The sequence below is a fragment of the Streptomyces boninensis genome, from assembly GCF_048572725.1.
GTDB classification, from domain to species: Bacteria; Actinomycetota; Actinomycetes; order Streptomycetales; family Streptomycetaceae; genus Streptomyces; species Streptomyces boninensis.
In genome coordinates, this window is the sequence record NZ_CP183837.1 from 3,287,248 (window position 1) to 3,311,886 (window position 24,639).

Genomic DNA, 24,639 nt, shown 5'->3' on the forward strand with positions numbered 1-24,639 from the left:
GTCCCGCCCGCTCAGCGAGTGTTCAGCGCCTGGCTCTCCGCCACCCGAAACTGCGTGCTCGCACTCGTCGTCAGACCCGGCAACGTCCCCGACTCCCCCGCCCCGGACCACGTCACCGTCCACCGCACCGTGGCCGACACCGGGTACGCGTCGCCGGGCTGGTCGGCCGAGGAGCGCCGGTAGGTGTGCCCGCAGTCCGGGGAGGCACTGCGCGGATCCCGCCCCGCGGCGGTATAGGGCGTGCCCGGACCGCGGCAGGTGACCGTCTTCCCATCCCCCGTCGACCACGTCGCCTTGGTCGGCCGCGCCACTGCCGTAACCGACACCTCCGGCACCGACGCCGTCGCCGACACCTTCCCCCAGCTTCCGCGGGACAGCCACAGCCAGGTGGGCAGCGTCACCAGCTTCTCGCCGTCCGGGTTCGCACGGATCTGCGGCGAGGGCAGCCGCAGCTGCTCGTACGCCGCCTGCGCCAGCTCAGCGGGCGAAGGCAGCGCCGGCCCACCATCCTCGGGCAGCTGACCGTCCGGGATCCACCGCGGCGGTCGCCAGAGCGCGTCGCGCACTCCGTCACCGGAGCACTTGTAGATGTACCAGGCGCCGTCTCCCTGTCCTGGTTCCTGCACCGGCAACACGGCCCGGTACACGGCCGGCAGCACCTTCGGAAGCCGCCCAGTCTCCTGTCCGGTGTACGCGGCAGGTGACGTCGCCGGCGGCTCGTAGTCCGAGCGAACGTAGCTGCACCGGGCCCTGTTCCAGTCCGGGTTGCGCAGCTCATCCTCGGTCTCGCCGGAACCGCCACCGCCACCACGGCCGTTCCTCGGCGCGGGAACCGCGCCCCTGTCTCCTCCAGGCGAACCGGGCCTCCCGTCTTTCCCGGCCCCGACCTTGCAGCGCGGCCGCGGAACCTGTTCACAACCGGCGCTTCCCCACGGCTCACCGGCCACCGCTGGTGCCGCCGAAGCGATAGCCACCAGCGAGACTGTCGTCACCACAACCGTCCGCCTCAGCATGAGCCCAGCTCCCACAAAGCAAACTCCGTAACTTTCCAGGAGCCGTCGGGCTGCTTCTTCACCTCGGCCTCGATGTCCCGGCGACCGCCCGGCTTGTCGTCCGCGAGCTTGCCGTCCTTCTTGCGGTATTGCCGCCAGTTCGTAGAGTCCCCGCAGTCCTTGACGATCACAGTGGCCGGGTCTCGAGCAGGCTTGACCGAGGCCACCTTGGGATACAGCTTCGGCTCTCCCTTGCTGACCAAACCGTTCTTGCGGTTCGCGTACAGCCCACGGGAGATCACGGACAGTGCCTCCCCGGTCGCGTACTTCGCCAGCTCGGGCGACTTCCAAGACCCTGTCCGATCGGCCTTGGCCATGCTCATCCACATGCCCCGGTACGCGGCAACCGCCTGCTTCTCGGCGAGCTCCCGCGGTGACAGCTCGTCCGTCGAGTCGCCATCCCTACCCGGGAGATTCGCCGACGGCAGTTCGGAGGCTCCGGAGCGACCAGTGTCCTCCTCGGGGCTGCACGCCACCCCCAAGAGCAGTACGGCGGCGACGCCGCACCCCCACCCGGCCCACCATCCACTCCATCTACGCGGTCCTCCGGCCACGGCAACCACATCCTCAGACGCGTGTGGCGATAGGTTCCCCGTTCGACGCGACGCGCTGCGGGCAGCAAAGCACGCCAACTCACACTCACTTCAAGCTGCTTACGTGCAGCCCACCACAGTCATTCGTCAGTGACTGCGGTGATTAAGTCAGCGAGTCCGGGCCGTGGCTGCTGCGAGGCGATCAAGGCGACGTCTGCGCCGATACATGACCGGCCAGCAGATCTCGCCTTCGCGAACAGGCGCAGCATGAGTACTGGTGGGACGGGATCGCTTCCAGCGGCCCACCGAATTCTTGACCGAAACACGCCACGCCCCGGGCGTGCTCCCGCCGGCCCGAGAGCTGCACGCGGAGCTACACCTCGGGGCCCCGGACCGGAACACCGTCGCTGTTGCGGCGATAGACCCGCCCTTCATTCTTGGTGATCTTCCCTTCGACCTCGGCCTGGAAATAGGCACCGTTCATCTGCACAAGCGCCGCGAGATAGCGGAAGACATCTGCGAGCTCTTCACCGAGGTCCTCACCCGTCGCACGGAAATCACTGGCATCGGTGTTTGTCGTCGCGGGCCTGCTGGGCACGGACCTGCCGCAGGATCACCGTGGTGATCGCTCCCCACAGCGAAGGGGTCGGGCCCTAGCGGGCGCAGGGTGTAGCCGGTGGAAGTGAGTCGGGCGAACCAAGCGACGCCGCTGTGCTGGACCACGCGGGCTGCGGTGCTGCCGTGCTGGTCGAGCCGGGGCGATCGGTGGTGAAGGCAGTAAGGGACGCTGGAGCCTCCCAGGGAGCGAAGCGGGGAATACCGACCGAAGGCCGGGAGGGAGGGCACTGCGGTCCCGCGGGGGAGCACGACCGCAGCGCCGTTCTCAGTGGGGGATGCCCTCGCATGATGTCGCGGGCGCCCTGGCGCAGCAGCTCGGCGCAGACGCGGGTACCGAGTGCGGCGGGGTCGTTGGTGCTCTCGCCCCAGAAGTGCGCGTGTACGAACTTGGAACCGTCGCGGGAGAACACCATGCCGCGCAGGCTGAGCTGTCCGTCGTCCTCGGTGGCGCAGTGCCCGGCGATCGGACTGTTGCAGTGGCCGCGGAGGCCATGCAGCATGACGCGCTCGGCAGTGATCTCGGCCATGGTGCGGTCGTGGTTGAGCTGCGAGAGCAGTCCTGCGACGGCGGGGTCATCCTTGCGGCACTCCAGGCCGAGCGCGCCGGCACCGACGGCCGGCAGCATGTCGTCGACGCTGAAGACCTGGCGGGCTCGGTGGGAGATGCCGAGGCGTTCGAGGCCGGAAGTGGCGAGCACCATCGCGTCGAGGGGATGGTCGATCGGCCGGGTGCCGTCGAGTTTCTCGATGCGGGTGCCGACGGCGCCACGGACGCGCACGACGTTCAGGTCCGGGCGACGAGCGAGGATCTGCGCCTTGCGGCGTACGGCGGAGGTGGCGATGGTGGCCCCGGGCGGCAGCTCGTCGAGGGTCTGCCGGTCGGAGCTGTCGGGGACGAGCAGGACGTCGCGCACGTCGTCGCGGGGCAGGTAGGCGGCGAACACCAGGCCCTCGGGCAACGGCTGGTCGCCGGGCACGTCCTTGATGCAGTGCACGGCCATGTCGACCTGCCCGCGCTGCAGCATCTGGTCGATCTGTTTGACGAACAGGCCCTTACCGCCGAGCTTGGCGAGGTCGCCCTGCCACCGGTCGGCCTCGGTGGTGACCGGCACGACGTCGATCTTCAGCTCTGGCTCATGCTCGCGCAGCAGGGCAGAGACCAGATCGACCTGGGCGAGCGCCATGGGTGAGCTGCGCGTACCGATGCGCAGGGACCGGTCGGGAAAGTCGTTCACGTGGGGGTCCTCTCGGGGGTGGTGCGGGTCTCAAGGTAGAGCGTTCGGCCGGGGTGACTGGCGCCGAATATGCGCGCCGCGATCCGCGGGTGCAGCAGCGCCCTGGCGTGCTCGGGCCGTTCCAGCCGCCACGCGGTGACCTCGTCGCGCTGCAACGAGATGAGCGCCAGGTGCTCCGGCGTGAGCTCAGGGCCGGCAAAGACGAGCGCGAGCCGGTCGCGCACGGCGCGGCTACGGGCCTGTATCCACTCGACGGCGACCAGGTCGCCGGCCGCGAGGTCGAGGCCGGTCTCCTGGCGCGTCTCGCGCTGGGCGCCCTCCCGGGGCGACTCCTCGGCCTCGACGATCCCGCCGGGCAGCTGCCAGCCGCGCAGCCAGTCGAGGGGCCGCAGGATGAGGATCCGGCCGATGTGGTCGGTCAGCAGCATGGACGCCGTCACCGGGTGACCGGGCGCGCGCGGATGGGTCACGACTCGGCCCCCGCTCGGTGCTGAGCCCGCATCTGGGCGTCGTACTCGGCGTGCGGGCCGAGGCCGACCTCGGCGCGGCGCGCGTCGAGGTTGGCGGGATCCGCAATGGGGTGCGGGCTGCCGTCGGCCGCGTACTGGGTGCCGTACAGCTGGGGCCGGTGGTCGGCGACGCGGCAGCGGTCAGCGAGGTATGCCCAGTGGCGCCGCGGAGCTTCACCGCACTGGACAGCCCCGGCGAGGAGGTCGAGGGCGCGGCGCTGGAAGGCGGGGTCGGCGTCGGCGTGCTGGGCGAGGCACCAGGCAGCGTGCGCTCCCTGCTCGCCGACGAGGCTGCGCCCTGGCCAGCCGTGCGCGGTAATGATCCGCTCCAGAGCCGCGGTATTGGCGCTGTCGACGGTGCGCATCGCCTCCAGGTCGGGAGAGGCGTTGGCGCAGGCGGTGCGGACGCCGCGGGCGGCCTGGTCGGCGGCGAAGCGACGCAGCAACTCGGCGGTGAGGTCTGGACGTTGCGCGCTCATCGTTGGTTCGCACCCTTCACTTGGCGGCGAGTAATTGATCGAGAAAGCGGCGTGTGTCTGCCAAGCCAACAGCCAATGCCCGGCGCGACAGCAGACGCGACGGTGAGGCAGACCGCCCAGCGAGTGCCGGCCGGGAACGCCAGCGCGACGAGCACACCGGCGCCGGTAGACCAGATGCCAGACAGCACGGCCGCGGCTGCGCGGGCGGCGATCTCGGGACGCCGTGCTGCGGTCTCGGCCATCCGGGCTCCTGCGGAGGGTTCGGGGGCTGCTCGCATGTCAGAGAGGAAGCGATGCGGCGCAGGCCCGCGTCGATCTCATCTGGTGTGAGGTCTGGTGGTGCCATGAGTCGGGCACGGTCGAGTTGGCGGTAGAGCTCGCGCTGGGTGATGTGCCGTCCCCACCAGTCTTCGACGGCTGCTGCTGCGAGCGTGAGCGGCATGCGGGGCCGTGCGCCCAGTCGCTGCTGCGCGCGCATAATCATTTCTCCAGGCGTGCGCGTACAGTCTTCCCGCCGTCCTCGGCGCGCAGGAAGTAGCTCAGCTTCGCCCCGAGGCACCGTACGAGGCGAAGACCGCGCTTGCCCTCCGCCTCTGCTGCGGGAGGTGGTGGCGACACCGGGCCGGCCGCGGCGCCGAATACAGGAAGGGGGTCGGATACGTCGATGAGCAGCGCGGCGTCTTCCAGGACGGCTAAGCGCAGGCGCAGGAACTCGCCGGCCACATGCGCGTGCCTGATCGCGTTGGTCACTAACTCCGACACGATCAAGACCGCGTCATCAACGTCCCCGGGCCACGTCCAGACCGTCAGCACGCCGCGCGTCTGAATCCGGGTGAGCCGCACGGACCTGTCGACCATGGTGTAGTCCATCGCCCACTCGTGGATCACGGGACGGTCCGCGTCCAGCGTGGCGTCGGACTCACTGCGGTACGTCTGCACGTTGACCCCCGGCACTGGTCGATAGCTGGTCGTTCCGACCAGGATCACGACCTGATACCGCAAGTGGCAGTGTGTGCACGGTGCGTGCCGCAGCAGGCACTTCACACGCTGTGTGAACGCGGTGTGGCTAGGCTGCACACACTGAGTGAGACGGGTACACGCAATGGAACGCAACACACTGCTCGACGCCCTGCTCGACGAGGCCGGCATGTCCTACAGCGGGCTCGCGAAGCGCGTAAACGACCGGGGCAAGCAAAGCGGGAAGCATCTGCGCTACGACCACTCGTCCGTCATCCGCTGGATCAGCAAGGGGCAGCGCCCCCGGAGCCCCGCCCCGGAGCTGATCTGTGAGGTGATGGCAGATCAGCTCGAACGACCGGTATCGCTGGACGACATCGGGATGGGCAATCCAGGCGCTGCGCAACAACCCTCCACTCCTCTTCACGGATTCATCAACCGGTCCACCGCTCTGTGGCGCGGCGACTTCCAGCAGCGCAAGGACGTCGAGAGCGCACCGGTGATCACCGGCCTGCCTGCTGTGGGCCCGGTATGGGAGTGGGAGAACCCACCCGACGACACCGACGTCTCCCGCCGCGGAACCCCCCAGGTCGGCGCCGACGACGTAGGGGTCCTGCGCACCGCCCGCGGCCACTACGAGCAGATGTACCGCACCACCGGTGGGGTGACCACCAAGACCCGCGTCGTGCACTTCCTGAACCAGGAGGTCGCCCCGCTTCTCCGCGGCGCCTACACCGACCCCGTCGGCCGCGAGCTTCACCGTGCCGCTGGCGGCCTGGCGGCCGTCGCGGGAATCTGCTCGTACGACGCCGATGCTCAAGGGCTCGCGCAGCGTTACTTCTATCAGGCTCTGAGGCTGGCGAAGGCATCAGGCGACCGCGGATTCGGCGGCTACGTAATAGCGCTCCTGGTCAACCAGTCGCTCTACCTGCACGAGTACCGGCAGGCGGTCGCGTTCGCCGAGGCCGGCCTGCGCACCGCCGGCGCGCACATCACTCACGCCCTGGCCACTGACCTGTACGCGATGCAGGCGAAGGCGTTTGCGCGGATGGGCGACCAGAACGGCGCTCACCGCTGCATGACCCTTGCCGAGCAGGCTGTCGGCAGGATTCGCCGGGACGAGGAGCCCGCCGAGACCGGCTATGTACAGCCTGGTTTGGTGGAGGTGCAGTTCGCCGAAGCGCTAATGAGCCTCGGGGACATGGGCCCGGCGCAGAAGTTCGCGCGCGAAGCCGTACGGGCCCAAGCCCATACCCGAGGCCGCGTCCACCGCTTGGCCACGCTCACCAACGTCGACTTACGCAAAGGCGACGCCGAGCAGGCGGCAGCGACGGCGATGGAGATGGTCGGCACAGCCCAGGGCATTGAGTCCCAGCGGTTACGCGACCGCTTCCGGTCCGTACGCCAGACCCTCGCCGAGCACGGCAACACCGCCACCGCTGAAGCAGCCGAGCAGATCGACGATGCCCTCAGATTCCCACTGTAGGCCCACGCCGTGTTGGATGGGCGGGGCAGCAATACCCAGGAGAAAGGGCGCGCGCGTGTCGGTCTGGAAGAACCTCGGCGAGCACACCGTGTACGAGAACCAGTGGCTGAGGGTGAACCTCGCCGACGTCGAGCTGCCGAACGGCCGTCACCTCGACCACTACCTTCTTCGGCAGCGGCCCGTAGCCCTTGCCACCGCCGTGAACGAGGCGAACGAGGTACTACTGCTGTGGCGGCACCGGTTCATCACCGACTCGTGGGGGTGGGAGATTGCCGCCGGAGTCGTCGAGGACGGCGAGCTCCTGGCGGCGGCGGCCGCCCGCGAAATGCTGGAAGAAACCGGGTGGAAGCCCACCGGCGAGCTGCATCACCTGCTGACGGTAGAGCCATCGAATGGGCTGTCGGACTCCCGCCATCACGTGTACTGGTCGGAGGGCGCCGAGTACGTCGGGCACCCGGAAGACGACTTCGAGTCCGAGCGCCGCGAGTGGGTACCGCTAAAGGACATTCCCGACCTCGCGGCCCGAGGCGAGATCCGCTCCGCCAACGCCGTCGCCGCGCTCATGATGCTGCACCACCTGCGGCTCGGTTGAGTCCGTCCTAGAGCGTTCTGCTCGCCTGCAGGATCAGCCCGAGCATGCCCGCCGACTTCAGGTGGTGGTACACGCTGGACGTGCTGCGCAGCCCGACATGATCAACGACCTGCCGGAGCGTCGGCGGCTCGCCATGCTCCCGGGTGTGCTCCATGGCGAACTTGCAGATCGCGAATCTCCGCGGGTCGTTCCGTCGTCCATCGCTCAGCAGGCCGTACTCCAGCTCAGCTGCCCCGCTCCCGCGGGATGGTCCCGGCGAGATCGACATCGCGAAGTGCGCCTCGCCGTGCTCCCCGCAGACGCGGGGATGCCTCCAACTCGGCCGGGAGTTCTTCCGTCGGTGCCGCTTGAGGTGATCCGTTTCGGGCAGCTGTCGACGACGGCGGAAATGGTTCAGGCCGCGATTCCGGATGCTGTTGGTGATCTACATCGTGTCCGGCGGCGTGTTCGCCCGATTTCAGCGTTTCGCTGCCGGCCTTCTGGATGCTCTGCTGCAGGTGGCGGGGTTGATTCGGCGGTCGGAGGGGGTGGCCGTGGTGGCGATGGGATCTAGTGCCGGGCGGGTGATTCCGCCGATGACGGTGCGGATGGCGCGGGCAAGCAATCCGCGGGGCACGGCGGCGATGTGGGTGCGGGACCGCCTGGACGGGCTGTTCACGGACGAGGACTTCGCTGATTGGTATCCGGCTGATGGTCGGCGAGGGCTGTCGCCGGCCCGGCTGGCGCTGGTGTCGGTGCTGCAGTACGCGGAGAACCTCAGCGACCGGCAGGCCGCCGAGGCGGTGCGCTGTCGCCTGGACTGGAAGTACTGCCTGGGACTCGAGCTGGACGACGCGGGGTTTGACTTCTCGGTGCTCAGCGAGTTCCGCGACCGCATGGGCCAAGGGGACCGGGCGGACCGGCTGCTGGCGTTGATGGTCGAGCGCCTGGCGGCTGCGGGCCTGGTCAAGCGGCGCGGACGGCTGCGCACTGACTCCACTCACGTGCTCGCGGCGGTCCGTCGGCTCAACCGAGGTGAGCTGGTCGCCGAGACCTTGCGGCTGGCCCTGGAGGAACTTGCGGTGCATGCCGAGGACTGGCTTGCCGGTCTCATCACACCGCAGTGGGCCGACCGCTACGGCCGCCCGGTGCGCTACGACCGGCTGCCGCGTGGCGGGGAGGCGCTGCTCGCCTATGTCCTGGAGGTCGGCGCGGACGGCATGCGCATTCTGCGCGCCACCCATGAGGCTGACGCCCCGCCCAGGCTGCGGCATCTGCCTGCCGTTCAGGTCCTGCGGCAGGTGTGGGTGCAGCAGTATTGGTACGACGAGGATGGCCAACTGCGCTGGCGGGGACCCAAGTCAACCCGGGACCGGGCCAGCCGGCGGAAGATGGAACAGCGCAGCACCGGCAGGACCTCTGCTGATGGCCGGCCGGACCCGGCAACCGCTCGGGTGCCCTGGTCCAGCCTCGAGATCGTCACCCCGCACGATCCCGAGGCCCGCTACAGCCACAAGATCACCGCGGCCGGGAAACGCGACTGGATCGGCTACCGCGACCATCAAACGGAGACCTGCGACGACACCGGCCCGAACGTGATCGTGCAGGTCGTCACCCGTCCCGCCCCGGAACAGGACATCGACGCCCTCGAACGCATCCACCAAGGGCTGACCGTCCAAGGATTCCTGCAGGTGGAGCACGTGGTCGACGGCGGCTACAGCACCCCGGACAGCATCCACCACGCCGCCGAGAAGTGGGGCATCACCCTCTTCGGACCGGTCCGTGACGATCCTCTGGCCGGCCAGCGTCCTGGATTCTCCAAGGAGGATTTCCAGGTCGACTGGCAGACCCGCACCCTCACCTGCCCCGACGGTGTCACCAGTCCGCCCTGGAAACCGGCCTTCGGTGACGGGCACCCGCGGCTGTCCGTACTCTTCCCGCGCAAAGCCTGCCGTGAGTGCGTCGACCGGCTGCGGTGCACCGGGAACACCGACGGCAAAGGACGCCACATATTCCTGCTGCCACAGCCCCAGCAGGAGATCCAGACACGGATCCGGCACGAGCAGAACACCGACCCCTGGCAGCGCCGATATGCGATCCGCGCTGGCTGCGAGGCCACGGTCTCCGAAACTGTCCATGCCCACGGCCTGCGGAACTGCCGCTACCACGGCCTTGCCAAGACCCACGTGCAGCACGTCCTGACCGCAGCCGGAACCAACATTGTCCGTCTCAGCGAGTGCTTCCCACCCGGCACCACACCCCGGCGTCCACCGCGTCCAAAGGGCAAACTCCAGCAACTCTGCAGGAGACTGACGACCTGAAGATCACCAACAGCATCGATTCCGTGAATCCCCGGCTCATGCCCGGAGCAGGATTCGGGTGCGGAGGAGGCGGAACGAGGCTTGGCCGTACACGGTCCGCTTGATCGTCTTGATGCGGTTGACGTGGCCTTCGACGATGCCTGAGCTCCAGGGGAGGGTGAGGCCGGCGGTGACGGCCTTCAGGTCGAGGCACAGGCCCTGGGCGAAGGTGAGGACAGGGGCGGGAGCGTTGCGCTCGGTCTCGCGCACCCAGGCCAGCAGCTGGTCGCCTTGGCGGTGCTGGAGGAGGTCGTGGAAGGTGCGGGCCAGGTCGCAGGCCCGGGCGATGCCGGGGCAGGCCAGGCGGACGTCCAGGAGTTGGCCTTCCTCGTGGCGGCTGAGGCTGTCCCGGGGCAGCATGATCCACTTGGTGATCTTGCGTGGACTGGGGATGGCGCCGCGGGCGGGCTCGACGGTGCCGGCCTTGAGCCCGGCGACGTAGCGGCGGACCGGGAGGTCGCTGCCCCGGTAGCCGCGGTCTCGGATCTCACGGAACAGGTCGGTCGGGCTGGTGATCCCGGCGGTGAAGCGGTCGGTGAGGTATTCGGTGAACGGCTCCAACACGCCCTTCGGGCGTCCGTGCCGGGCGGAGGCCAGCAGCTCGTCGAGGCCGGTGTCGCGGAAGCGCCGGACGGTCTTGCGATCCAGGTGCAGTTCGCGGGCGATGCCGGAGATCGATTTCCTCTGGTCAAGCAACCACAGCCATCTTTGACGGCGGCAGGGTCGGTGGCGGCAGCGGGTTGATGACCTGTGACGGTGCCGTATCGCGCTCTGCCTCGGCGTGTTTACGCAGGCAGGGGCGATGCTAGTGGCAGGTCTTCTCGACCGCAGCGGAGAGGTTGGCCAGCAAGTGCCAGCGGTCGGCGATCTCCTGTGCTTCGGGGGCCGCGTCGCGGATCGCGCTGGAGTACGCACTCGCCCGATCCCTGCAGATGATCTCGGCACCGGAGTGTTCACGCAGCCAGGGCCGCACCTTGTATTCGGTGCCCTGGAAGCTGATCGGGCAGAAGGTCGACATCCGTTCGACGGCCACCATGGTGCAGGTCTTCCACCACGGCGAGCTGGTCAAGACCCATGCCGCGTTGGAGCAGGGCAAGCGCACCGACAACGCGGACTACCCGCCGGAGAAGATCGCCTTCCACATGCGGACGCCGACCTGGTGCCGCACTCAGGCCGCCGCGGTCGGTGATGCCTGCGTCGAGGTCGTCGCCTAGCTGCTGGAGGTCAACGCGCTCTATCGGCTCCGCGCCGCCCAAGGGATTCTCGGTCTGCGCAAGACGTACGGCGAGCGCCGGCTGGAGGCCGCCTGCGCGAAGGCCATCGCCGTCGGTGACCCGTCCTATCGCACCATCAAGGGCATCCTGATCGCCGCCACCGAGACCGCTCCGGAGCCCGAGGGCAGCGGGGACGCCGGCGCGTCCGCCTTCTTGCACGGGCCGCAGCGGCTGTTCGGCGCCGCCGCGACCCCCGACACGGAGACCGCAGACCGCGATGACCAGGGTCAAGGCGGTGTCGCCTGATGAGCGTGATGACCACCGCCCTGCGGGAGTCGCTGAAGACGCTGCGGCTGTCCGGGATGCTCGAGACCCTCGATGCCCGCCTGTCGCATGCCCACGGCGGCGAACTCGGCCACCTCGACTCCCTCCAGGCCCTCTGCCAGGACGAGATCACCCGCCGGGAGACCGTCGCCTTCGAACGCCGCCTGCGCAAAGCCCGGTTCGAGCAGCAGGTCACCCTGGAAGGCTTCGACTTCCACGCCTTCTCCAAGATCCCCGCGGCCCTGAAGTTTCCCCGCGATCTTGGACACGTGACGGTTATGCCGCGAGGGTGTGCGGCCACGTAGTCCTCCCCGAGCCACTCAGAGGACGTTAAGTCTGATCTTCCCCGGTTCATGATCGCTCGATCGTGGTACTGATCGCTGTCCGGGTCAGCTGGTGGGCATGTTCATGTTCAGGTGCGGGCCATGAAGAGAGAGCGGTACCCCAGCGACTTACCGGACGAGCAGTGGCCGTTGATCGAGCCGATAATCACGGCCTGGAAGCAGGACCGAGTGGCGCGGTCGGCGACCGGGGATCCCGGGTCCTGCGACCTTCGGGAGGTCGTGAACGCGATCTTCTATCAGCATCGGACCGGCTGCCAATGGCGCTTCTTGCCCCATGACTTCCCGGCATGGTCGGCGGTGTTCTACTACTTCACCCTGTGGCGCGAGGACGGCCTAGACCAGCGAATACAGGAGATCCTGCGGTGCCTGGTGAGGGAGCGGGCCCGTCGATTAGAGGACCCCTCGCTGGTGATTATCGACACCCAGTCCGTCCGCGCGGCGGCCGGGGTGCCGAAGGAGACCACGGGGCTGGATGCGAACAAGAAGACGCCGGGCAGGAAACGCCGACTCGCCGTCGACACGCCGGGCCTGATCATCGGCGTGGTGGTCCTGCCGGCCAGCGCGCACGACAACGTGGCCGGCATCACGCTGCTGGACCAGGCAGCCGACCGCTGCGGGATGCGTCTGGAGAAGGCCCTGGTCGACCAGGGCTTCAAGGACGCCGTCATCATCCACGGAGCGATGAACGACATCACCCTCGAGGTCGTCCGTCGCAACGCCGCCGACCAGGGCAAAGGCTTCGTTCCCAACCCCTGCGGTGGCGAGTGGAGCAGGTCAACGGCACCCTCATGCTGCACCGCCGCCTCGCCCGCGACTACGACCACCGGCCCGACAACGCCGCCTCCCGCGTCTACTGGGCCGCCACCGCCGGCATGCTCAGCCGCCTCACCACCCGCACCCCGCCCTGGCGAGACGACATGGAGCTGGCCGCGTGAACGTCACCGAACTCCTTCAACTCCTGCGCGAGCAGCACGAGCAGGCCACCGCACACGCCCACGGACTGCGAGGGCGAATCCAGGAGCTGACCGCGGCACTCGATGAGGCCGAGGGCCGACTCGCCGAGCTGGCCGTCACCCGCAAGAACCTCGAGAGCCTGGTCCCCGCCCAGGACGCATCACCGGCCGGACCGGACCAGCCGACCGCGGACACCTACCAGCAGATCCTCGCGGTCTTCAACAACCATCCCGGCCAGCCATTCCGAGCACGCGAACTCCACGAACTGCTCGGCCTGCCCACCGACGAGGCCACGGTGAACGTCACCCGCTCCCGCCTGGGACAACTCGCCCGCCAAGGCATCCTCACCCAGCCCCGACGCGGCCAATACGAGAAACGGACTTAACGTCCTCTCAACGAGCTCGTTCGGGACATCGAACGTAACACCCCACCGACGAGGGGCTCTGTCACGTCACCATCCTCGCTGACCAGTCCGTTTCCCCTCCCGTAGGACGGGATGAAAGAGGCTCAGTGAGGTCTTTCAGCGTTGCCGCTCCAGGGTGAGGACCGCTCTGGCCATTGGCGACATTCGATTCGGGCTGCAGCGCGATCTGCGGAAGATGCGCCAGGACTTCAGCCTGGCGACGCCTCGTTCTACCGGTGCTCGGACGGCTGCGAGGCCGCGGTTGAGGGCGTGCTCGGTCGGTGGCAGTTCGAGGCCGGGCGGACGCCGCCGGGGTGTAGTGACCCAGGGGCCACCGCCGATGCAGGCACGGTCGGCGAGGATGGGGACGCCCTGGCGTTCGCAGATCCGGATGATGCGGTGGGTGCGGGCCGCTGTCAGGTCGTGGGCCCGGCCGGGCAGGGCGGGCGAGAGCCACAGCACCTGCCCGGACGGGGCGGTCATCACCTGGACGTTCACCCCGTGCCGGCGGTGTTTGTGCGAGTAGTCGGCGCGGCTGTCGCCGACCCGGTCGCACTCGGCGAGGGTGCCGTCGAGCAGAACGTAGTCCGGATCGTCTTCGCGGAGGGTGCGCAGCAGGCCGGGCGCGCGGCCGGCGAGCAGGTCGATGACCGCCGCCATGTAGGCGTGGGCAGTGCCCACCGAGATACCGAACCCGGCCGCGAGCTGCGACAAGGTGTCGTGCCGACGCAGGTACACCAGGCCGACCAGCGCGCGCTGGTGCGGCGGCAGCTTGCAGCGACGGCCACCCTCGCGGGTGACGACGAGCATGGTGACCCACTCGACCAGCGCATGAGGCAGGTCGAGTGCGGCAGGATAGGGAACCAACGAGGCAGCATCTCCTGTGCCGATGGGTTGAGACTTCGAACACCTCCCTCAACGGCGCGGGAGCCTCGTGCGGTGCGGGCGCAGATCACGTCACCCGATCAGTGAGCCTTTTCCAACCTCACACTGACGCGTGGTGAAGGACGAGGATGGCCTTCACGAAGTTGGTGATGCGGTTCGTGCTGCACCGGAGCTTCCGCAGGAGGCGCCAGCCCTTGAGGGTGGCCATGGCCTGCTCGCCGAGGCAGCGGATCTTGGCGTGTGTGCTGTTGTGCTGACGCTGCCACCGCTTGAGGCGACGGCCACGAAACGGCACCCGGACGGGTCCGCCGGCGCCCTGGTACGCCTTGTCGGCCCAGCACTTGAGGCCGGCTTCGGCGAGCGCGTCGACGATGCCGTGGGTGCGGGCGGCGGTCAGGTCATGGGTTGAGCCGGGCAGCGCGGGCGAGGCCCACAGCAGCCGCCCGAAGGGATCGGTGAGGACCTGGACGTTCATGCCGTGCCGCTTGTGTTTGCCGGAGTAGTACGGGGTGTCGGCGGCGATCCGGTCGATCGGCAGCAGCGTCCCGTCGAGGATCACGAAGGCCAGGCGGCTCGCGGTCCGCATCGCCTCGGCCAGGCTGGGAGCCAGCGCGGCCAGGACCTCTATCGCCTCGCGGACGTAGCGGTAGACCGTCGCGATCCCGATGCCGAACCCGGCGGCGAGCTGGGCATAGGTGTCGCCGCACCGCAGATGGGCCAGGACCAGCAGAGCCTGACGGCCCGGCGTGACACGGCGCCACCGGGTGCCGATCTCGCGGCGGCGAACCGTGAGATGCCCCGCGAGGCGGCGCAGGTGGGCACTGGACAGATCGATCGCCGATGGATAGACAAGCACACGAAGCTCCTGGTCGGCACGGGTGATCTTGGTCGTGAACCCGTCTACCAGGAGCTTCGCCGGTTCGTACAGCCCGCCAACCGCCAGGCCACGCCGTCAGGTTGGAAAGGGCTCAATGGATCATCCTCACAATCCCCACCGGCAGACTCAGCCTGCACAACACCCCGCGCTCCACGCCTGTGAAGCAGCAACTCAACGGACAGCAAGAGCGCCACCGGCGGCCAACCCGCCACCAGCACAGGGCGCCAAGCCAGCGCGGGAGCCACCGCGATGTTGGCTGCCAGGGACACCACGATGCCCAGCAGAAACGCCGCCCAGATCACGCAGCGCTCCCGTCGCCCTGCAGCACTATCCAGCCGGAGCAGTCCCACGGTCGCCAGGACGAGCAGACCGTCAACGGACAGCGGCCACAGAGCAGCGCTCACCGGATCGGCCCCGCCCTGCAGCGCGAATGCCCGCTGATGCACATACGACGAGTACGCGGCCACGCCCGAGACCACCACCGCACAGCCACTGCGCACATACACATCGAGAGCCCCACCCCGACTCCGCCGGCCCGCCCAGGCCACCGGAGACATCACCCCCATCGCCCGGCCCTCATCGGCTCAAAGGCCCCGCTGATCACCAGCCGGCCAAAGCCCCGCCCCTGCTCACCCCCACCATCCTTCTGCCCAGCGCCCTGCCGTGGGCGCAAACCTGCGGTCGCCTCTGCCTCAGAGGAACCGCAGGTCAGGTGCGTGTTCCGGGCGCAGTGGAGGACCACGATGTGCGCCCTCGCTGAAGGCCAGGCGAGTCGAGCCGGCGGGGGCCTGCCCCGGATAGGGGGAAAGCCCAGGTCAAAGCCGCGTGTCTAGAACACGGGCCGATCGGCAGCCAACCGCAGGTTCGAGTCCGAGGGGGCACTCAAAACATGGCTGCACCGTGTCCGTTCCGGTAGCCCGGGACGGCCGGACAGCACTCGGAGGATCCGCCGACGGCGAAGTACTCCAGTACCTCGCGGAGCACCGGCGCCTGGTGCCTATGCGCAGCCTGGACGGCGGGCCCCAGCGTCCTCGCCGGGCAGTCTCCGGTGGTGTCCAGCCGTTGTCGTCCCGATCGACGAATTCCCTCACATCTTCACGTTGTTCACGATCGGGTGCCTGCAGTCAGTCCAGGCTTTCTCCTACGGTTCCCGGCAGGGCCGGCCTGGCAGGCAGCCATGAAGCTGCAGTGATCGCAGTCGGCGCCGAGGGCGGTCCCCCGCAGCAGGAAGCTCAGTTCCGACGGAGCCCTCAGGCGACCTTCACGGCGTGCGGGCCGATGCTGACGGTGACATCGACATGGCCGCCGAGAGCGGCGGCGTAGGCGCGCAGGGTCTCCAGTTCCATGGCGTCGAGGTCACCATTCTCGATCTGCGAGATGCGCGACTGGGATACACCGATCGCGGCCGCCACCTCGGCCTGGGTCTTGCCGACCAGCTTGCGCAGCTCACCCAGATGGAAGCCGGCGACCTGAGCATCCAGCTCGGCATCCGCGCGCTCCCGCAGCCGCGGATCGGCCAGTTCCGGGTGACGCTGGTGCGCCTCCGCCTTCACGTCCTGCCAGCGACGAGCCGGACTCATCGGCCGCCCTCCTTTGCCTCTCGCTCCTGTTCCGCCTTCTTGTTCCTTCAGGTTCGGCAGGTTGCGCCCGGTCAGCGTATCCACCCGCCTCCGCGAGCGTCGCGATCTTCCGGGGCACTCGGGACGGAAATCCACGCAGGAGACGGGCAGGCTGTGCAGGTGAGCGCGTCAGACAGGCAGGACCCGCGCCTTGGACGGATCGGCCGGGCGGCCGGGGCCACCACGGTCCAGACGGTGGGCGAGCAAGGCAGTCAGGTCTTGCGGGTCGGAGGTGAGCGCCGTCACCGGTTTGTCCGCCGCCGCCAGCGCCGTCGCGACGACCATCGCATCGATCGCGTACTTGTGGCCGTGCAGGCCGGCGCTCTTCAGCAGCCGGGACGCCGAACGCGCCAGATCGCGGGTGAGCGGCACGACGGCCAGCTGAGACAGCACCCAGTCCAGGCGGGCCGGGTGCACCGACGCGTGGTCGGCCTCCACGATCGTGGCCGCCGCGACAACCACTCGGATGTCATCCTCCACCGCGACGGCGAGTCGAGCCGTCATCTTCCGGTCAGCCCGCAGATAGAGGGACAACGCCTCGCTGTCCAGCACCCAGGTGCCGCTCACGCGACCGCGCCGCGCGCGCCGGATCCGTAGATCTCCTCGCGCGCTGCCTGGATCTCCTGCGCGGTCAGCTCGCCATGGATCTCCTCGTTCGCCTCCACCAGCGCTTGGAGGTTGTCGCGCTCTATCTGCCGCCGCACCGCGGCTTCAACGTACGAGGACACACCACGCTTCCCGACCCTGCCGCGGACCGCACCGATCACGCTGGAGTGGAACGACACGGACACCGACACCGTCGGATCCTGGTCAGCCGTCAGCTCGTCGTCAGCCATGACGCGATTCTAGCAAAAGTTATGCCAGAGATGCGGGCGCCGATTCGCTGCCCCGCCGACGCTGCCGGCTTCGCGGCAATCGGCCGGCCATCTGCACCATCAGGACATTTCCGATGATCACAACCCCGCCCCCACGGCCAGCCCTCCGTCGCGGCTCCTGCCGTGGGCGCCACGCAGAAGGATGCCTGGGGCGCTTGTCGCGTATGGCGGACATGTCGCCCTCCTTCTGTTCGTTGTCGCTGGTCGTCGCCCGTTGCCGGCCGCAATCGGGAGGCTGAGGGCTGCCATGAGGCGGTAGCGTCCCGCGCATGGTGAGCGAGCACATGCTGCAGGACCAGCCCCACCGGAAGGTGGTACGAGTCGGAGACACCATTCGCCGCCCAGCCGAGCCCTGGACTCCGACGGTCCATGCCTTGCTCAGGCACCTGGAAGCGGTGGGTTTCCCCTACGCACCCCGGCCCCTGGGGTTCGATGAGCAGGGCCGGGAGGTACTCACCTTTATCAGCGGCGACTGCGGATCCTCGGGGTGGGCCAAAGTAGTGGGTGACCAGGGCTTGTCCGCCATGGCCCGGATGGTGCGCGAGTACCACGACGCGACCGCGGGCTTCTCGCCGCCGGACGACGCGGCCTGGGCCGACGGCGCCATCGCACCCAGCAAGGGCCACGTGGTCTGCCACGGCGACTTCGGCCCGTGGAACGTGGTATGGCAGGGCAACCGCCCCGCGGGGATCATCGACTGGGACTTCGCCCGACCGGCGCCGCGGATGCACGATGTGGCCTACGCGCTGCAATACGTCGCGCCGTTCCGTGATGACGCCGAGTGCCTGCGCTGGTTGCGCTATCCAGAACCGCCCGACCGACGCCGCCGCCTGGAGCTGTTCTGCAACTCCTACGGCCTCACCACAACCGTCGGCGTCGTGGATGCCGTGATCGACAGACAGCAGCAGAACCTCGATCTCGTGCGTCGGCTGGCCTCCCAGGGGCACGAGCCGCAGGTGACTTGGGTCCGCGAGGGTCTACTAGAGGAACTTGAGGAACGGCTCGCCTGGAGCCGCTCCAACCGCTGCCTGTTCGAGTAAAGGCCTACGGGGGATCAAGGCTGGCCGCTGTCACCAGGGCCAGACCTGGACGCGGAGCTACCCCGCGGAGCCCCATCGGAATGCCGTCCTGACCCTGCTGTCCATGCCCCCAGTCGATCAGGACAGGCCGAGCCGCGCAGACGACGCCCCTTCGCCTAACCACCGGGCGAAAGGGGTTTCAGCGTGTGCGGCGGGCTGCCCCATCGAGCGCCAGCTCCCAGGGGTACTCGTTCGGCTTGCTGCCGCCCGGCGGATGCGGCACGAAGCCGCCGTCCCCGTAGAGCACCTCCACGCCGGCACCGCGCAGCGCGGCAATGGACTGCTCGAACTGCGGGTGCTTGGCGAAAGCGAGGTTCACGCACGGCATCGTCACCAGCGGAATGCCCTTGCCGATGGCCTCCGCGAGGAACCCCACCACGAACTTCTCCGTGATGCCGAGCGCCCACTGGTTGATCGAGTTGAACGTGGCTGGTGCCAGTACCGCCACCGAGCACGACGGCCACGCGTCCGGCTGTCCGGGCAGCTTGTACTGCGAGCGCACAGGGTGCCCGGTCAGCGCCTCCAGCTCCGGAAGCTGCTCGTCCAGATAGCGGGCCGCGGTCGGTGTCAGCCCCAGGCACATGTCCCATCCGTCCGCCTGGGCGGTCTTCACAACGCCGCGGATATCGAAGACGGGCGGGGCGGCGGATCCGAACAGGTACAGAACGCGGGAGGCCATGCCTCATCCCACCACACGACGACACTTCCACGGAGCAAAGCCCGTGGAGGCGAACGCAGTTCCCTCGCTGTCCAGCGGGGGTACGGTTCCGAGTGGCTGCACGGAACGGAGTCCAGGATGCCCGCCCCCGATCTCGCTGCCCGAATCCCGTACTCCTACAGCCTGCTTCGCGCGGTCGAGGAGGGCACGCGCACGGCGTCCTCCGGCCTGATCGCAGCCGTCGCCGAGGAACTCCGCATCGACGTCGCCGCGCTCAAAGGCCAGCCCTACGTGACCGAACTTCAGCAAGACCGCCTCCTCGGTCTGATCCGCCCGATCCGCGAGGCACTCGACCTGTACGACATTGGAGACGACCCCGACCTTCCAGTCCGGACCGCCGACCAGCTCACCGCCGCCGCCCATCGCGCACCGGCCACCGAGCTGTGGCAAGCTCTCGGCTCCACATACCGCACCGCCCACGACGTCGCCACCAAGCTTGGCTTCCCCGACCTGTCCACGGTCGCTCTGGACCGCATGGGCTGGGCTGCTGAGCGCGCCTCGGACCCGCTGCTCGGTGCCGCCCGCCAGTACATGCGCGCCCTGGCCTACTTCCGTGGCGGCGAATGCGCCATCGGGCATCGTCTTATTGGTCTCGGCCGCCGCCACCTTGAGCAGGCCGGCCCAGGGCGCGAGGGTCTCGCCGTGTCCGGCCAGCTGCACCTCGGCAGCGCCGTACTGCACGCCCGCGCCCGCAACGAAAGCTCTGTCACCAAGCACCTCGACGAGGCTGAGAAGTTGGCGAGGCGCACCGGCGAGGCCGGCGACGTGCTGTGGATGAGCTTCGGCCCCACCAACGTCAATCTCCACCGCACCTCCACGCTGATCGAAATGAGGCAGTACGGGGAGGCTGTCGAGCAGTCCCGTGGCCTGCACTTCCCGGGCGGCTGGTCCACCTCCCGCGCAGCTGGAACAAATGCTCAAGGCTCGGCGGATTGCGCCCGAGCAGACGCGCTACTACCCCCCGGCCCGCGAAACCATTCGCGCCCTCGTCCGCCAAGCGCGTCGCACCCCCGGGACACTCTCGATCACATGGCGGCCTGGGTGGGTCTGTAGCAGTGCCACAAGTTTGTGGCACTTAGCCGTCGCGAACCCGGCCACGCTGGGAACAACCAGCAGTTCGCCATCGAGTGCCGGAGTGGGCCATGGACTACACCATGGTCGACAGGTCTGTGCGGCTCACCCGGATACAGGCTCGCGGCGTGCTGACGCTCTGGACGTGGCCCGGGGACGTCGATGACGCGGTCTTGATCGTGTCGGAGTTGGTGACCAACGCGATCAGGCACGCACAGGTGGCCAGTGAGCTTATGCGCTTGCGCTTAGCTGCCCTTGAAGACGCAGCGCTGCTCATCGACGTATCCGACCCCTCTCCTGCATTCGGCGCCACAGCCGGCACGCTGTCGCCGCCACCTCCCCCCGCCGAGGCAGAGAATCAACGCGGGCTCCGCCTCGTGGAGCGCCTCGGGGCGAAGCTGATCCACTTCCTGCGTGCCGAGGAAGGCGGGAAAACCGTCCGCGCCCGCCTGGAGAAATGATCACGCTCCCGCAGCAGCGACTCGGCGCACGGCTCCACACGGCGCTCACGCTCGCAGTGTCCGCTATCGAGGAGTGGTGGGGGCGGCACGTCAGCCAACGCGAGCTCCATCGCCAACTCGACCGCGTTCGGCTCATGGCACCGCCAGACCCCACACCAGACGAGATCGACGCGGGCCTGCGTCGCATCGCTGCCTCTCTGGCACACGATCAGCCCTCGAACTCTCCGCAGGAGCCCTGAATGGCCGCCGCGGGCATTGGCCTCTGGCTCGGCAGGACCGACAGGTAGGAGCCGTCGGTGAGTTCGGTGAAGACGCGGAGCCTGCGTCGGGAGGGAGTACGGAAGATCAGGTGAGCGCCGGTGCGGACGATCTGCGGCACCTTGGGAAAGCCGGTGAAGATGGCTTCATTGGCGTGGCCGACGATGTTGACGCTCCAACCGGTGCGGTTGGCGGGGTCGATGTTGTCGGTTTCGAAGACCACAACTTGCGGCTGGCCTTCGGGGGTGAAGGCAGGCTCACCGTGGCTGCGGAGGAGCAATGTGTCGGCGCGCAGGACGTGAGTATCGGCGGCCGTGTAGGGGATGGCTTGGTGCTGGAAGGCGATGCGGCCGACTGCACCCTCGCAGACGAGGCTGAGTGCCTCGCTGTGGGTGAGTTGCTGCATGATTCTGCCCGGTGCGAAGTGCGTGCTGATGGCCTCGTCGCGCCCACAGAAGACGCTGCGATCAAGCCCCGACCCACCCCACGAGATGTGCCTCCCGGGGGTGCGATGCGGGCCTCGGGACGCGGGGCTGGTCGGCGCGGGAGGAGGCGTCCGGGTTGGAGAACAGCAACGTGGACGCGGGCGCGAACGGCGACCAATTCGGGGTAGCTCGAGTCATGCTGGGCATCAATGCCGGAGAGCGCAGCGCAGCAACCGGCCGCTACCGGTTCAGCAGGTTGCTCGCCGCGGCCCCGGCGCAGACCATTCCTGCCTTCGCGTAACCGCCGCAATCTCTGGAACGGAGCGATTCATGGGTGTCAGAAAGAGTTGTGTGTTCGTCTTGGAATGCGACGACATAGAAACGCTGGCGAGTTTCTACGCGGACCTGCTCGGCGGCGAGGCCCGGTGGACGGCGAGCTCGGACTTCATTGAGATCACGGGCCCGGGTGGCGTCCTGCTGGCCTTGCACCGGCATCCGGGCTACACGCAGCTGGTGTGGCCGAAGGCGGAGGATCCGCACGATGCGCACCTGTACATCTTCGTGGACGCCGGCGACATGGATGCGGCCGAACGGGAGGCCATCGGCCTCGGGGCCCGGCCGGTGGAGGCCCGCGATGACAACGGGCGGGAGGGTGTGCGGGTGTTCGCCGATCCTTCCGGCCATACGTTCGCGCTGAGCGCGAGCTGATCAGCTGAGTGGCGGCAGCGGCTGGACGGGTGCGGGAATCCGTGCTCGCGCGCTTTTGGTGACCGCGGCCATTGCCGGTCAGGGAAGGGCGCGGTCACCAGGGCAGGAAGACGTGCACGGACTTTCCGTCCGGTTCGGCGACCGCGTAGTGGTCGCACGCCAGCAGACGGATCAGGTTCCAGCCGATGCCACCGGTCCCGAAACGGTTCATAGGGAGCAGCTGCGGAAATCGTGCGCTGGTGTCGCGGACGGCGACGTGGACGGCGTCGCCGGTGTCGCGGAGGGTGAGGGTGAAAGGGCCGGGGGCGTGGCGGACGCTGTTGGCGGCGAGCTCGCTGACCACTAGGAGCACGTCGTTGTTGTTCTCCGGTGAGTTCGGGGGCCGGGCGGGAGCCAGATCGGCGAGAAAGGCCGATGCCGCATCGCGTGCCCGGCTCACGCAGCTGGAACTGCCGTCGAATTGCTCCACCGCCACGTGACCCGCCGCCGTCAACAAGATCTCGCCGTCTTCCCAATTTCCTGATCGCTTCGCCATGCTGCGCTCCCTGAATCGAATGTGCGTCGCCCATAGCGGCGTTTGCCCCCGGTCGCTGGGCTCCAGACATTTCAAGGTGAGGGTTTCGCCGACTCACCTCCGCGTATGCCTCCATGTATGCCGGTCCTGACAGCATGAGATCTCGCCTGGGTGACCAATAGGGGCGCGCGGCGTCGGGTGCGGGTATGAGGGTGCTCATGAACAGACAGGCAGGTCGCAAGGTGTACGGGTCGCTCAGTGGCGCTGATCGGGCGGCTTTTGAAGCGGTGGCCGCTCGGCATTGGCCGGGTGCGGAGGAGGTGCTGCCGCGGTTGAGCCGGAGCGCGAATCACGGCGTGCTGTGGTTTGGCATCGCCGCCGGGATGTGGGCCTTGGGAGGGAGCCGCGGCCGCCGGGCGGCGGTCCGTGGCGCCGCGTCCCTCGCGCTCTCCTCGGCCGCCGTCAACACGCTCGGCAAGCGGGCCGTGGGCCGGCCCCGGCCGCTGCTGGACGCGGTGCCGGTGGTGCGGCAGTTGTCGCGGCAGCCGTTCACCACCTCGTTCCCCTCGGGGCATGCCGCCTCCGCGGCGGCGTTCACCGTGGGCGCCGGGCTGGAATCGCGCCGCTGGGGTGCGGCCCTGGCGCCGGTGGCCGCCTCGGTGGCGTTCTCTCGTATCTACACCGGGGTGCACTATCCCAGCGATGTGCTGGCCGGTGCCGCGCTCGGCGCCGGTGCCGCCTACGCCGTCCGTGGCATGGTCCCGTCCCGCAGCCAGCTGCCGCCCCCGGCCCGGCCGCGCACCGAGGCGCCCGCACTGCCCGACGGGGACGGGCTCGTTATCGTGGTCAACCCGTCCTCCGGGGCACAAGCGCAGCTGACGGACCCGGTGCGGCAGCTGCGCAGCCTGCTGCCCCAGGCGAAGATCATCGTCCGCGAGGAGGCGGGCGCCCCGCTGCCCAAGGTCCTGGACGGGGCAGCCGCGGAGGCCGCCGGCCGCGGCGGCGCGCTGGGGGTGTGCGGCGGCGACGGAACGGTCAGCGCCGCGGTGGCCCCGGCGCTGCGGCACCAGGTGCCGCTGGCCGTCTTCCCCGGGGGTACGTTCAACCACTTCGCCGCCGATCTCGGTGCGGAGACCATCGCGGAGACCTGCGCCGCGATCGCGGCCGGCGGCGCGGTGCGCACCGACGTCGGGCGGATACGGCCCCTGAAGGGCCTCGAGCGCGGCGCTGCGCTCACCGGGGAGCCGGTGTACTTCCTCAACACCTTCAGCCTGGGCATCTACCCGGAGCTGGTGCGCCTGCGCGAACACTGGTCGCCGCGGATCGGCGGCCCGCTCGCCTCGGTGCTCGGGGTGGGCAAGGTGCTGCGCGGCGCCCAGCCACTGCATGCGGTGGTCAACGGCCGCCGCCGGGCGCTGTGGCTGCTGTTCGCCGGCAACGGAATCTACCGCAGCATCGGCCTGGCCCCGGTGCGCCGGGACGACCTGGCCGACGGCCTGCTGGACGTACGCCTGGCCCACGCCGGCCGCGCCGGCCGGGCCCGGCTGCTGGCCACCGCACTGGCCGGCGGCCTGGCCAGTACCCGGCTGTACGCGGCCGCCAAGGCGCGGAATCTGCTGATCTCGGAGCTGCCGGACGGCACCCACATGGCGTACGACGGCGAGGTCGTGCCTGCCCCCGCCGCGGTATTGGTCGACAAGCTCCCCGAGGCGCTGACCGTCTACCGCGGCACGCCCAACACCTGATGCCTGAGGCCCACGCCACCGGCGTGCTCATGGCCGGGTCGACTTGCCGTCGAGCCAGAGCGTGTCGGATTCGTCGCGGTGCGAGCCTGTTGTTCCGACATGTTTCGCGTCGATCTTCGCGCCGTTCTTGATGACGTGCACCAGCGCCATCCCGTGCCCTCGGCCCAAGTCGTAGTCCTGCTTGAGCCACTCCAGGATCGCTCCGGCCTTCGTGGCCGGATCGCCAAACCCTCGCTCATCGGCGAGCGCGATGAACTCGCGTGGCGTCAGCCCGGTCTTGTCCTCGATCTTGTCCAGGTATGCCTGAAAGGACATGCTCTCTCCCTGGTGATGTCGCTGTGCTGCTCGCTTTGCGATCATGTACT

The 24,639-nt window shown here is 68.8% G+C and carries 31 protein-coding genes and 2 pseudogenes; 13 read left to right on the plus strand and 20 right to left on the minus strand.

What is annotated here, in order from left to right; all coding sequences use genetic code 11:
* Positions 1-11 precede the first annotated feature (11 nt).
* From ACNNMR_RS14820 to ACNNMR_RS14850, 7 genes are all read right to left on the minus strand, one after another.
* Positions 12-647 (minus strand): hypothetical protein, encoded by a 636-nt coding sequence (locus ACNNMR_RS14820; protein ID WP_419995063.1) that lies wholly within the window; start codon positions 645-647, stop codon positions 12-14.
* Between the two features lie 359 nt (positions 648-1,006).
* On the minus strand, positions 1,007-1,375 hold the full coding sequence (locus tag ACNNMR_RS14825; RefSeq protein WP_419995064.1) for a hypothetical protein: 369 nt from the start codon (positions 1,373-1,375) through the stop codon (positions 1,007-1,009).
* Positions 1,376-1,958: 583 nt separating this feature from the next.
* Positions 1,959-2,183, minus strand: coding sequence for a hypothetical protein (locus ACNNMR_RS14830; protein ID WP_419995065.1), 225 nt, complete (start codon positions 2,181-2,183; stop codon positions 1,959-1,961).
* 55 nt (positions 2,184-2,238) lie between these two features.
* The gene (hemC, locus tag ACNNMR_RS14835) at positions 2,239-3,438 is read right to left on the minus strand and encodes a hydroxymethylbilane synthase (RefSeq protein ID WP_419995066.1); all 1,200 of its coding nucleotides are present in this window, start codon (positions 3,436-3,438) and stop codon (positions 2,239-2,241) included.
* On the minus strand, positions 3,435-3,908 hold the full coding sequence (locus ACNNMR_RS14840) for an NUDIX domain-containing protein (RefSeq protein WP_419995067.1): 474 nt from the start codon (positions 3,906-3,908) through the stop codon (positions 3,435-3,437). The genes hemC and ACNNMR_RS14840 overlap by 4 nt, the downstream gene beginning before the upstream one ends.
* Positions 3,905-4,426 (minus strand): DUF6624 domain-containing protein, encoded by a 522-nt coding sequence (locus ACNNMR_RS14845; protein ID WP_419995068.1) that lies wholly within the window; start codon positions 4,424-4,426, stop codon positions 3,905-3,907. Before ACNNMR_RS14845 ends, ACNNMR_RS14840 begins: the two co-directional genes overlap by 4 nt.
* 480 nt (positions 4,427-4,906) lie before the next feature.
* Entirely contained in the window at positions 4,907-5,413 is a 507-nt protein-coding gene (locus tag ACNNMR_RS14850; protein ID WP_419995069.1) for an ATP-binding protein, read from the minus strand.
* A gap of 115 nt (positions 5,414-5,528) precedes the next feature.
* Here ACNNMR_RS14850 and ACNNMR_RS14855 point away from each other — a divergent pair, with 115 nt between their 5' ends.
* Together ACNNMR_RS14855 and ACNNMR_RS14860 are read left to right on the plus strand one after the other, a co-directional pair.
* Complete coding sequence (locus ACNNMR_RS14855) at positions 5,529-6,869, plus strand: transcriptional regulator (protein ID WP_419995070.1); 1,341 nt, start codon at positions 5,529-5,531, stop codon at positions 6,867-6,869.
* Positions 6,870-6,885: 16 nt separating this feature from the next.
* Positions 6,886-7,461 carry an NUDIX domain-containing protein gene (locus tag ACNNMR_RS14860; RefSeq protein WP_419995071.1) on the plus strand — a complete coding sequence of 192 codons (576 nt, stop codon included), beginning with the start codon at positions 6,886-6,888 and terminating at the stop codon, positions 7,459-7,461.
* Between the two features lie 7 nt (positions 7,462-7,468).
* Here ACNNMR_RS14860 and ACNNMR_RS14865 read toward each other — a convergent pair whose 3' ends face one another.
* Positions 7,469-7,729: a hypothetical protein gene (locus ACNNMR_RS14865; protein ID WP_419995072.1), complete on the minus strand. Its 261-nt coding sequence runs from the start codon at positions 7,727-7,729 to the stop codon at positions 7,469-7,471.
* Positions 7,730-7,880: 151 nt separating this feature from the next.
* Between ACNNMR_RS14865 and ACNNMR_RS14870 the strand changes: the two genes are divergently transcribed.
* Positions 7,881-9,761 (plus strand): IS1182 family transposase, encoded by a 1,881-nt coding sequence (locus ACNNMR_RS14870; protein WP_419995073.1) that lies wholly within the window; start codon positions 7,881-7,883, stop codon positions 9,759-9,761.
* A 36-nt stretch (positions 9,762-9,797) separates the two neighbouring features.
* Here ACNNMR_RS14870 and ACNNMR_RS14875 read toward each other — a convergent pair whose 3' ends face one another.
* Both ACNNMR_RS14875 and ACNNMR_RS14880 read right to left on the minus strand, forming a co-directional pair.
* Complete coding sequence (locus tag ACNNMR_RS14875; RefSeq protein WP_419995074.1) at positions 9,798-10,496, minus strand: transposase; 699 nt, start codon at positions 10,494-10,496, stop codon at positions 9,798-9,800.
* A gap of 109 nt (positions 10,497-10,605) precedes the next feature.
* Positions 10,606-10,836, minus strand: coding sequence for a transposase (locus ACNNMR_RS14880; protein WP_419995075.1), 231 nt, complete (start codon positions 10,834-10,836; stop codon positions 10,606-10,608).
* Here ACNNMR_RS14880 and ACNNMR_RS14885 point away from each other — a divergent pair.
* The 4 genes and pseudogenes from ACNNMR_RS14885 to ACNNMR_RS14900 all read left to right on the plus strand — a co-directional run bounded on the left by ACNNMR_RS14885 (position 10,733) and on the right by ACNNMR_RS14900 (position 13,021).
* Positions 10,733-11,014 (plus strand): Mu transposase domain-containing protein, encoded by a 282-nt coding sequence (locus ACNNMR_RS14885; RefSeq protein WP_419995076.1) that lies wholly within the window; start codon positions 10,733-10,735, stop codon positions 11,012-11,014. The genes ACNNMR_RS14880 and ACNNMR_RS14885 overlap by 104 nt on opposite strands.
* 305 nt (positions 11,015-11,319) lie before the next feature.
* Positions 11,320-11,643 (plus strand): ATP-binding protein, encoded by a 324-nt coding sequence (locus tag ACNNMR_RS14890; protein ID WP_419995077.1) that lies wholly within the window; start codon positions 11,320-11,322, stop codon positions 11,641-11,643.
* 120 nt (positions 11,644-11,763) lie between these two features.
* A pseudogene (locus ACNNMR_RS14895) lies at positions 11,764-12,617 on the plus strand (IS5 family transposase).
* The gene (locus ACNNMR_RS14900; RefSeq protein ID WP_419995078.1) at positions 12,614-13,021 is read left to right on the plus strand and encodes a hypothetical protein; all 408 of its coding nucleotides are present in this window, start codon (positions 12,614-12,616) and stop codon (positions 13,019-13,021) included. Before ACNNMR_RS14895 ends, ACNNMR_RS14900 begins: the two are co-directional and overlap by 4 nt.
* A gap of 135 nt (positions 13,022-13,156) precedes the next feature.
* Here ACNNMR_RS14900 and ACNNMR_RS14905 read toward each other — a convergent pair whose 3' ends face one another.
* The 6 genes from ACNNMR_RS14905 to ACNNMR_RS14930 form a co-directional block, all read right to left on the minus strand.
* The gene (locus ACNNMR_RS14905; RefSeq protein WP_419995079.1) at positions 13,157-13,906 is read right to left on the minus strand and encodes a transposase family protein; all 750 of its coding nucleotides are present in this window, start codon (positions 13,904-13,906) and stop codon (positions 13,157-13,159) included.
* Between the two features lie 118 nt (positions 13,907-14,024).
* Entirely contained in the window at positions 14,025-14,780 is a 756-nt protein-coding gene (locus ACNNMR_RS14910; RefSeq protein WP_419995016.1) for a transposase family protein, read from the minus strand.
* A 44-nt stretch (positions 14,781-14,824) separates the two neighbouring features.
* Positions 14,825-15,367, minus strand: coding sequence for a DUF2637 domain-containing protein (locus ACNNMR_RS14915; RefSeq protein ID WP_419995080.1), 543 nt, complete (start codon positions 15,365-15,367; stop codon positions 14,825-14,827).
* A gap of 684 nt (positions 15,368-16,051) precedes the next feature.
* Positions 16,052-16,381, minus strand: coding sequence for a helix-turn-helix domain-containing protein (locus ACNNMR_RS14920; protein ID WP_419995081.1), 330 nt, complete (start codon positions 16,379-16,381; stop codon positions 16,052-16,054).
* 168 nt (positions 16,382-16,549) lie between these two features.
* Positions 16,550-16,987, minus strand: a complete 438-nt coding sequence (locus ACNNMR_RS14925; RefSeq protein ID WP_419995082.1) for a type II toxin-antitoxin system VapC family toxin — start codon at positions 16,985-16,987, stop codon at positions 16,550-16,552.
* Positions 16,984-17,256: a hypothetical protein gene (locus ACNNMR_RS14930; protein ID WP_419995083.1), complete on the minus strand. Its 273-nt coding sequence runs from the start codon at positions 17,254-17,256 to the stop codon at positions 16,984-16,986. Before ACNNMR_RS14930 ends, ACNNMR_RS14925 begins: the two co-directional genes overlap by 4 nt.
* A gap of 308 nt (positions 17,257-17,564) precedes the next feature.
* On the opposite strand from ACNNMR_RS14930, the gene ACNNMR_RS14935 reads away from it, so the two are divergent.
* Positions 17,565-18,335 carry a phosphotransferase enzyme family protein gene (locus ACNNMR_RS14935; protein ID WP_419995084.1) on the plus strand — a complete coding sequence of 257 codons (771 nt, stop codon included), beginning with the start codon at positions 17,565-17,567 and terminating at the stop codon, positions 18,333-18,335.
* A 178-nt stretch (positions 18,336-18,513) separates the two neighbouring features.
* On the opposite strand, the gene ACNNMR_RS14940 is transcribed toward ACNNMR_RS14935, so the two are convergent.
* Complete coding sequence (locus ACNNMR_RS14940) at positions 18,514-19,053, minus strand: flavoprotein (RefSeq protein WP_419995085.1); 540 nt, start codon at positions 19,051-19,053, stop codon at positions 18,514-18,516.
* 117 nt (positions 19,054-19,170) lie between these two features.
* Between ACNNMR_RS14940 and ACNNMR_RS14945 the strand changes: the two are divergent.
* Both ACNNMR_RS14945 and ACNNMR_RS14950 read left to right on the plus strand, forming a co-directional pair.
* Positions 19,171-20,145 (plus strand): annotated as a pseudogene (locus tag ACNNMR_RS14945) (transcriptional regulator).
* 89 nt (positions 20,146-20,234) lie between these two features.
* Positions 20,235-20,624, plus strand: coding sequence for an ATP-binding protein (locus ACNNMR_RS14950; protein WP_419995086.1), 390 nt, complete (start codon positions 20,235-20,237; stop codon positions 20,622-20,624).
* Between the two features lie 208 nt (positions 20,625-20,832).
* Here ACNNMR_RS14950 and ACNNMR_RS14955 read toward each other — a convergent pair whose 3' ends face one another.
* The gene (locus ACNNMR_RS14955) at positions 20,833-21,288 is read right to left on the minus strand and encodes a pyridoxamine 5'-phosphate oxidase family protein (RefSeq protein WP_419995087.1); all 456 of its coding nucleotides are present in this window, start codon (positions 21,286-21,288) and stop codon (positions 20,833-20,835) included.
* A 155-nt stretch (positions 21,289-21,443) separates the two neighbouring features.
* On the opposite strand from ACNNMR_RS14955, the gene ACNNMR_RS14960 reads away from it, so the two are divergent.
* Entirely contained in the window at positions 21,444-21,608 is a 165-nt protein-coding gene (locus ACNNMR_RS14960) for a hypothetical protein (protein WP_419995088.1), read from the plus strand.
* A 50-nt stretch (positions 21,609-21,658) separates the two neighbouring features.
* Positions 21,659-22,015: a VOC family protein gene (locus tag ACNNMR_RS14965; protein WP_419995089.1), complete on the plus strand. Its 357-nt coding sequence runs from the start codon at positions 21,659-21,661 to the stop codon at positions 22,013-22,015.
* A gap of 94 nt (positions 22,016-22,109) precedes the next feature.
* Here ACNNMR_RS14965 and ACNNMR_RS14970 read toward each other — a convergent pair whose 3' ends face one another.
* Positions 22,110-22,550: an ATP-binding protein gene (locus ACNNMR_RS14970; RefSeq protein ID WP_419995090.1), complete on the minus strand. Its 441-nt coding sequence runs from the start codon at positions 22,548-22,550 to the stop codon at positions 22,110-22,112.
* A gap of 197 nt (positions 22,551-22,747) precedes the next feature.
* Between ACNNMR_RS14970 and ACNNMR_RS14975 the strand changes: the two genes are divergently transcribed.
* The gene (locus tag ACNNMR_RS14975) at positions 22,748-24,274 is read left to right on the plus strand and encodes a bifunctional phosphatase PAP2/diacylglycerol kinase family protein (RefSeq protein ID WP_419995091.1); all 1,527 of its coding nucleotides are present in this window, start codon (positions 22,748-22,750) and stop codon (positions 24,272-24,274) included.
* Between the two features lie 27 nt (positions 24,275-24,301).
* Here ACNNMR_RS14975 and ACNNMR_RS14980 read toward each other — a convergent pair whose 3' ends face one another.
* Positions 24,302-24,589: a DUF4287 domain-containing protein gene (locus ACNNMR_RS14980; protein ID WP_419995092.1), complete on the minus strand. Its 288-nt coding sequence runs from the start codon at positions 24,587-24,589 to the stop codon at positions 24,302-24,304.
* Positions 24,590-24,639 lie beyond the last annotated feature (50 nt).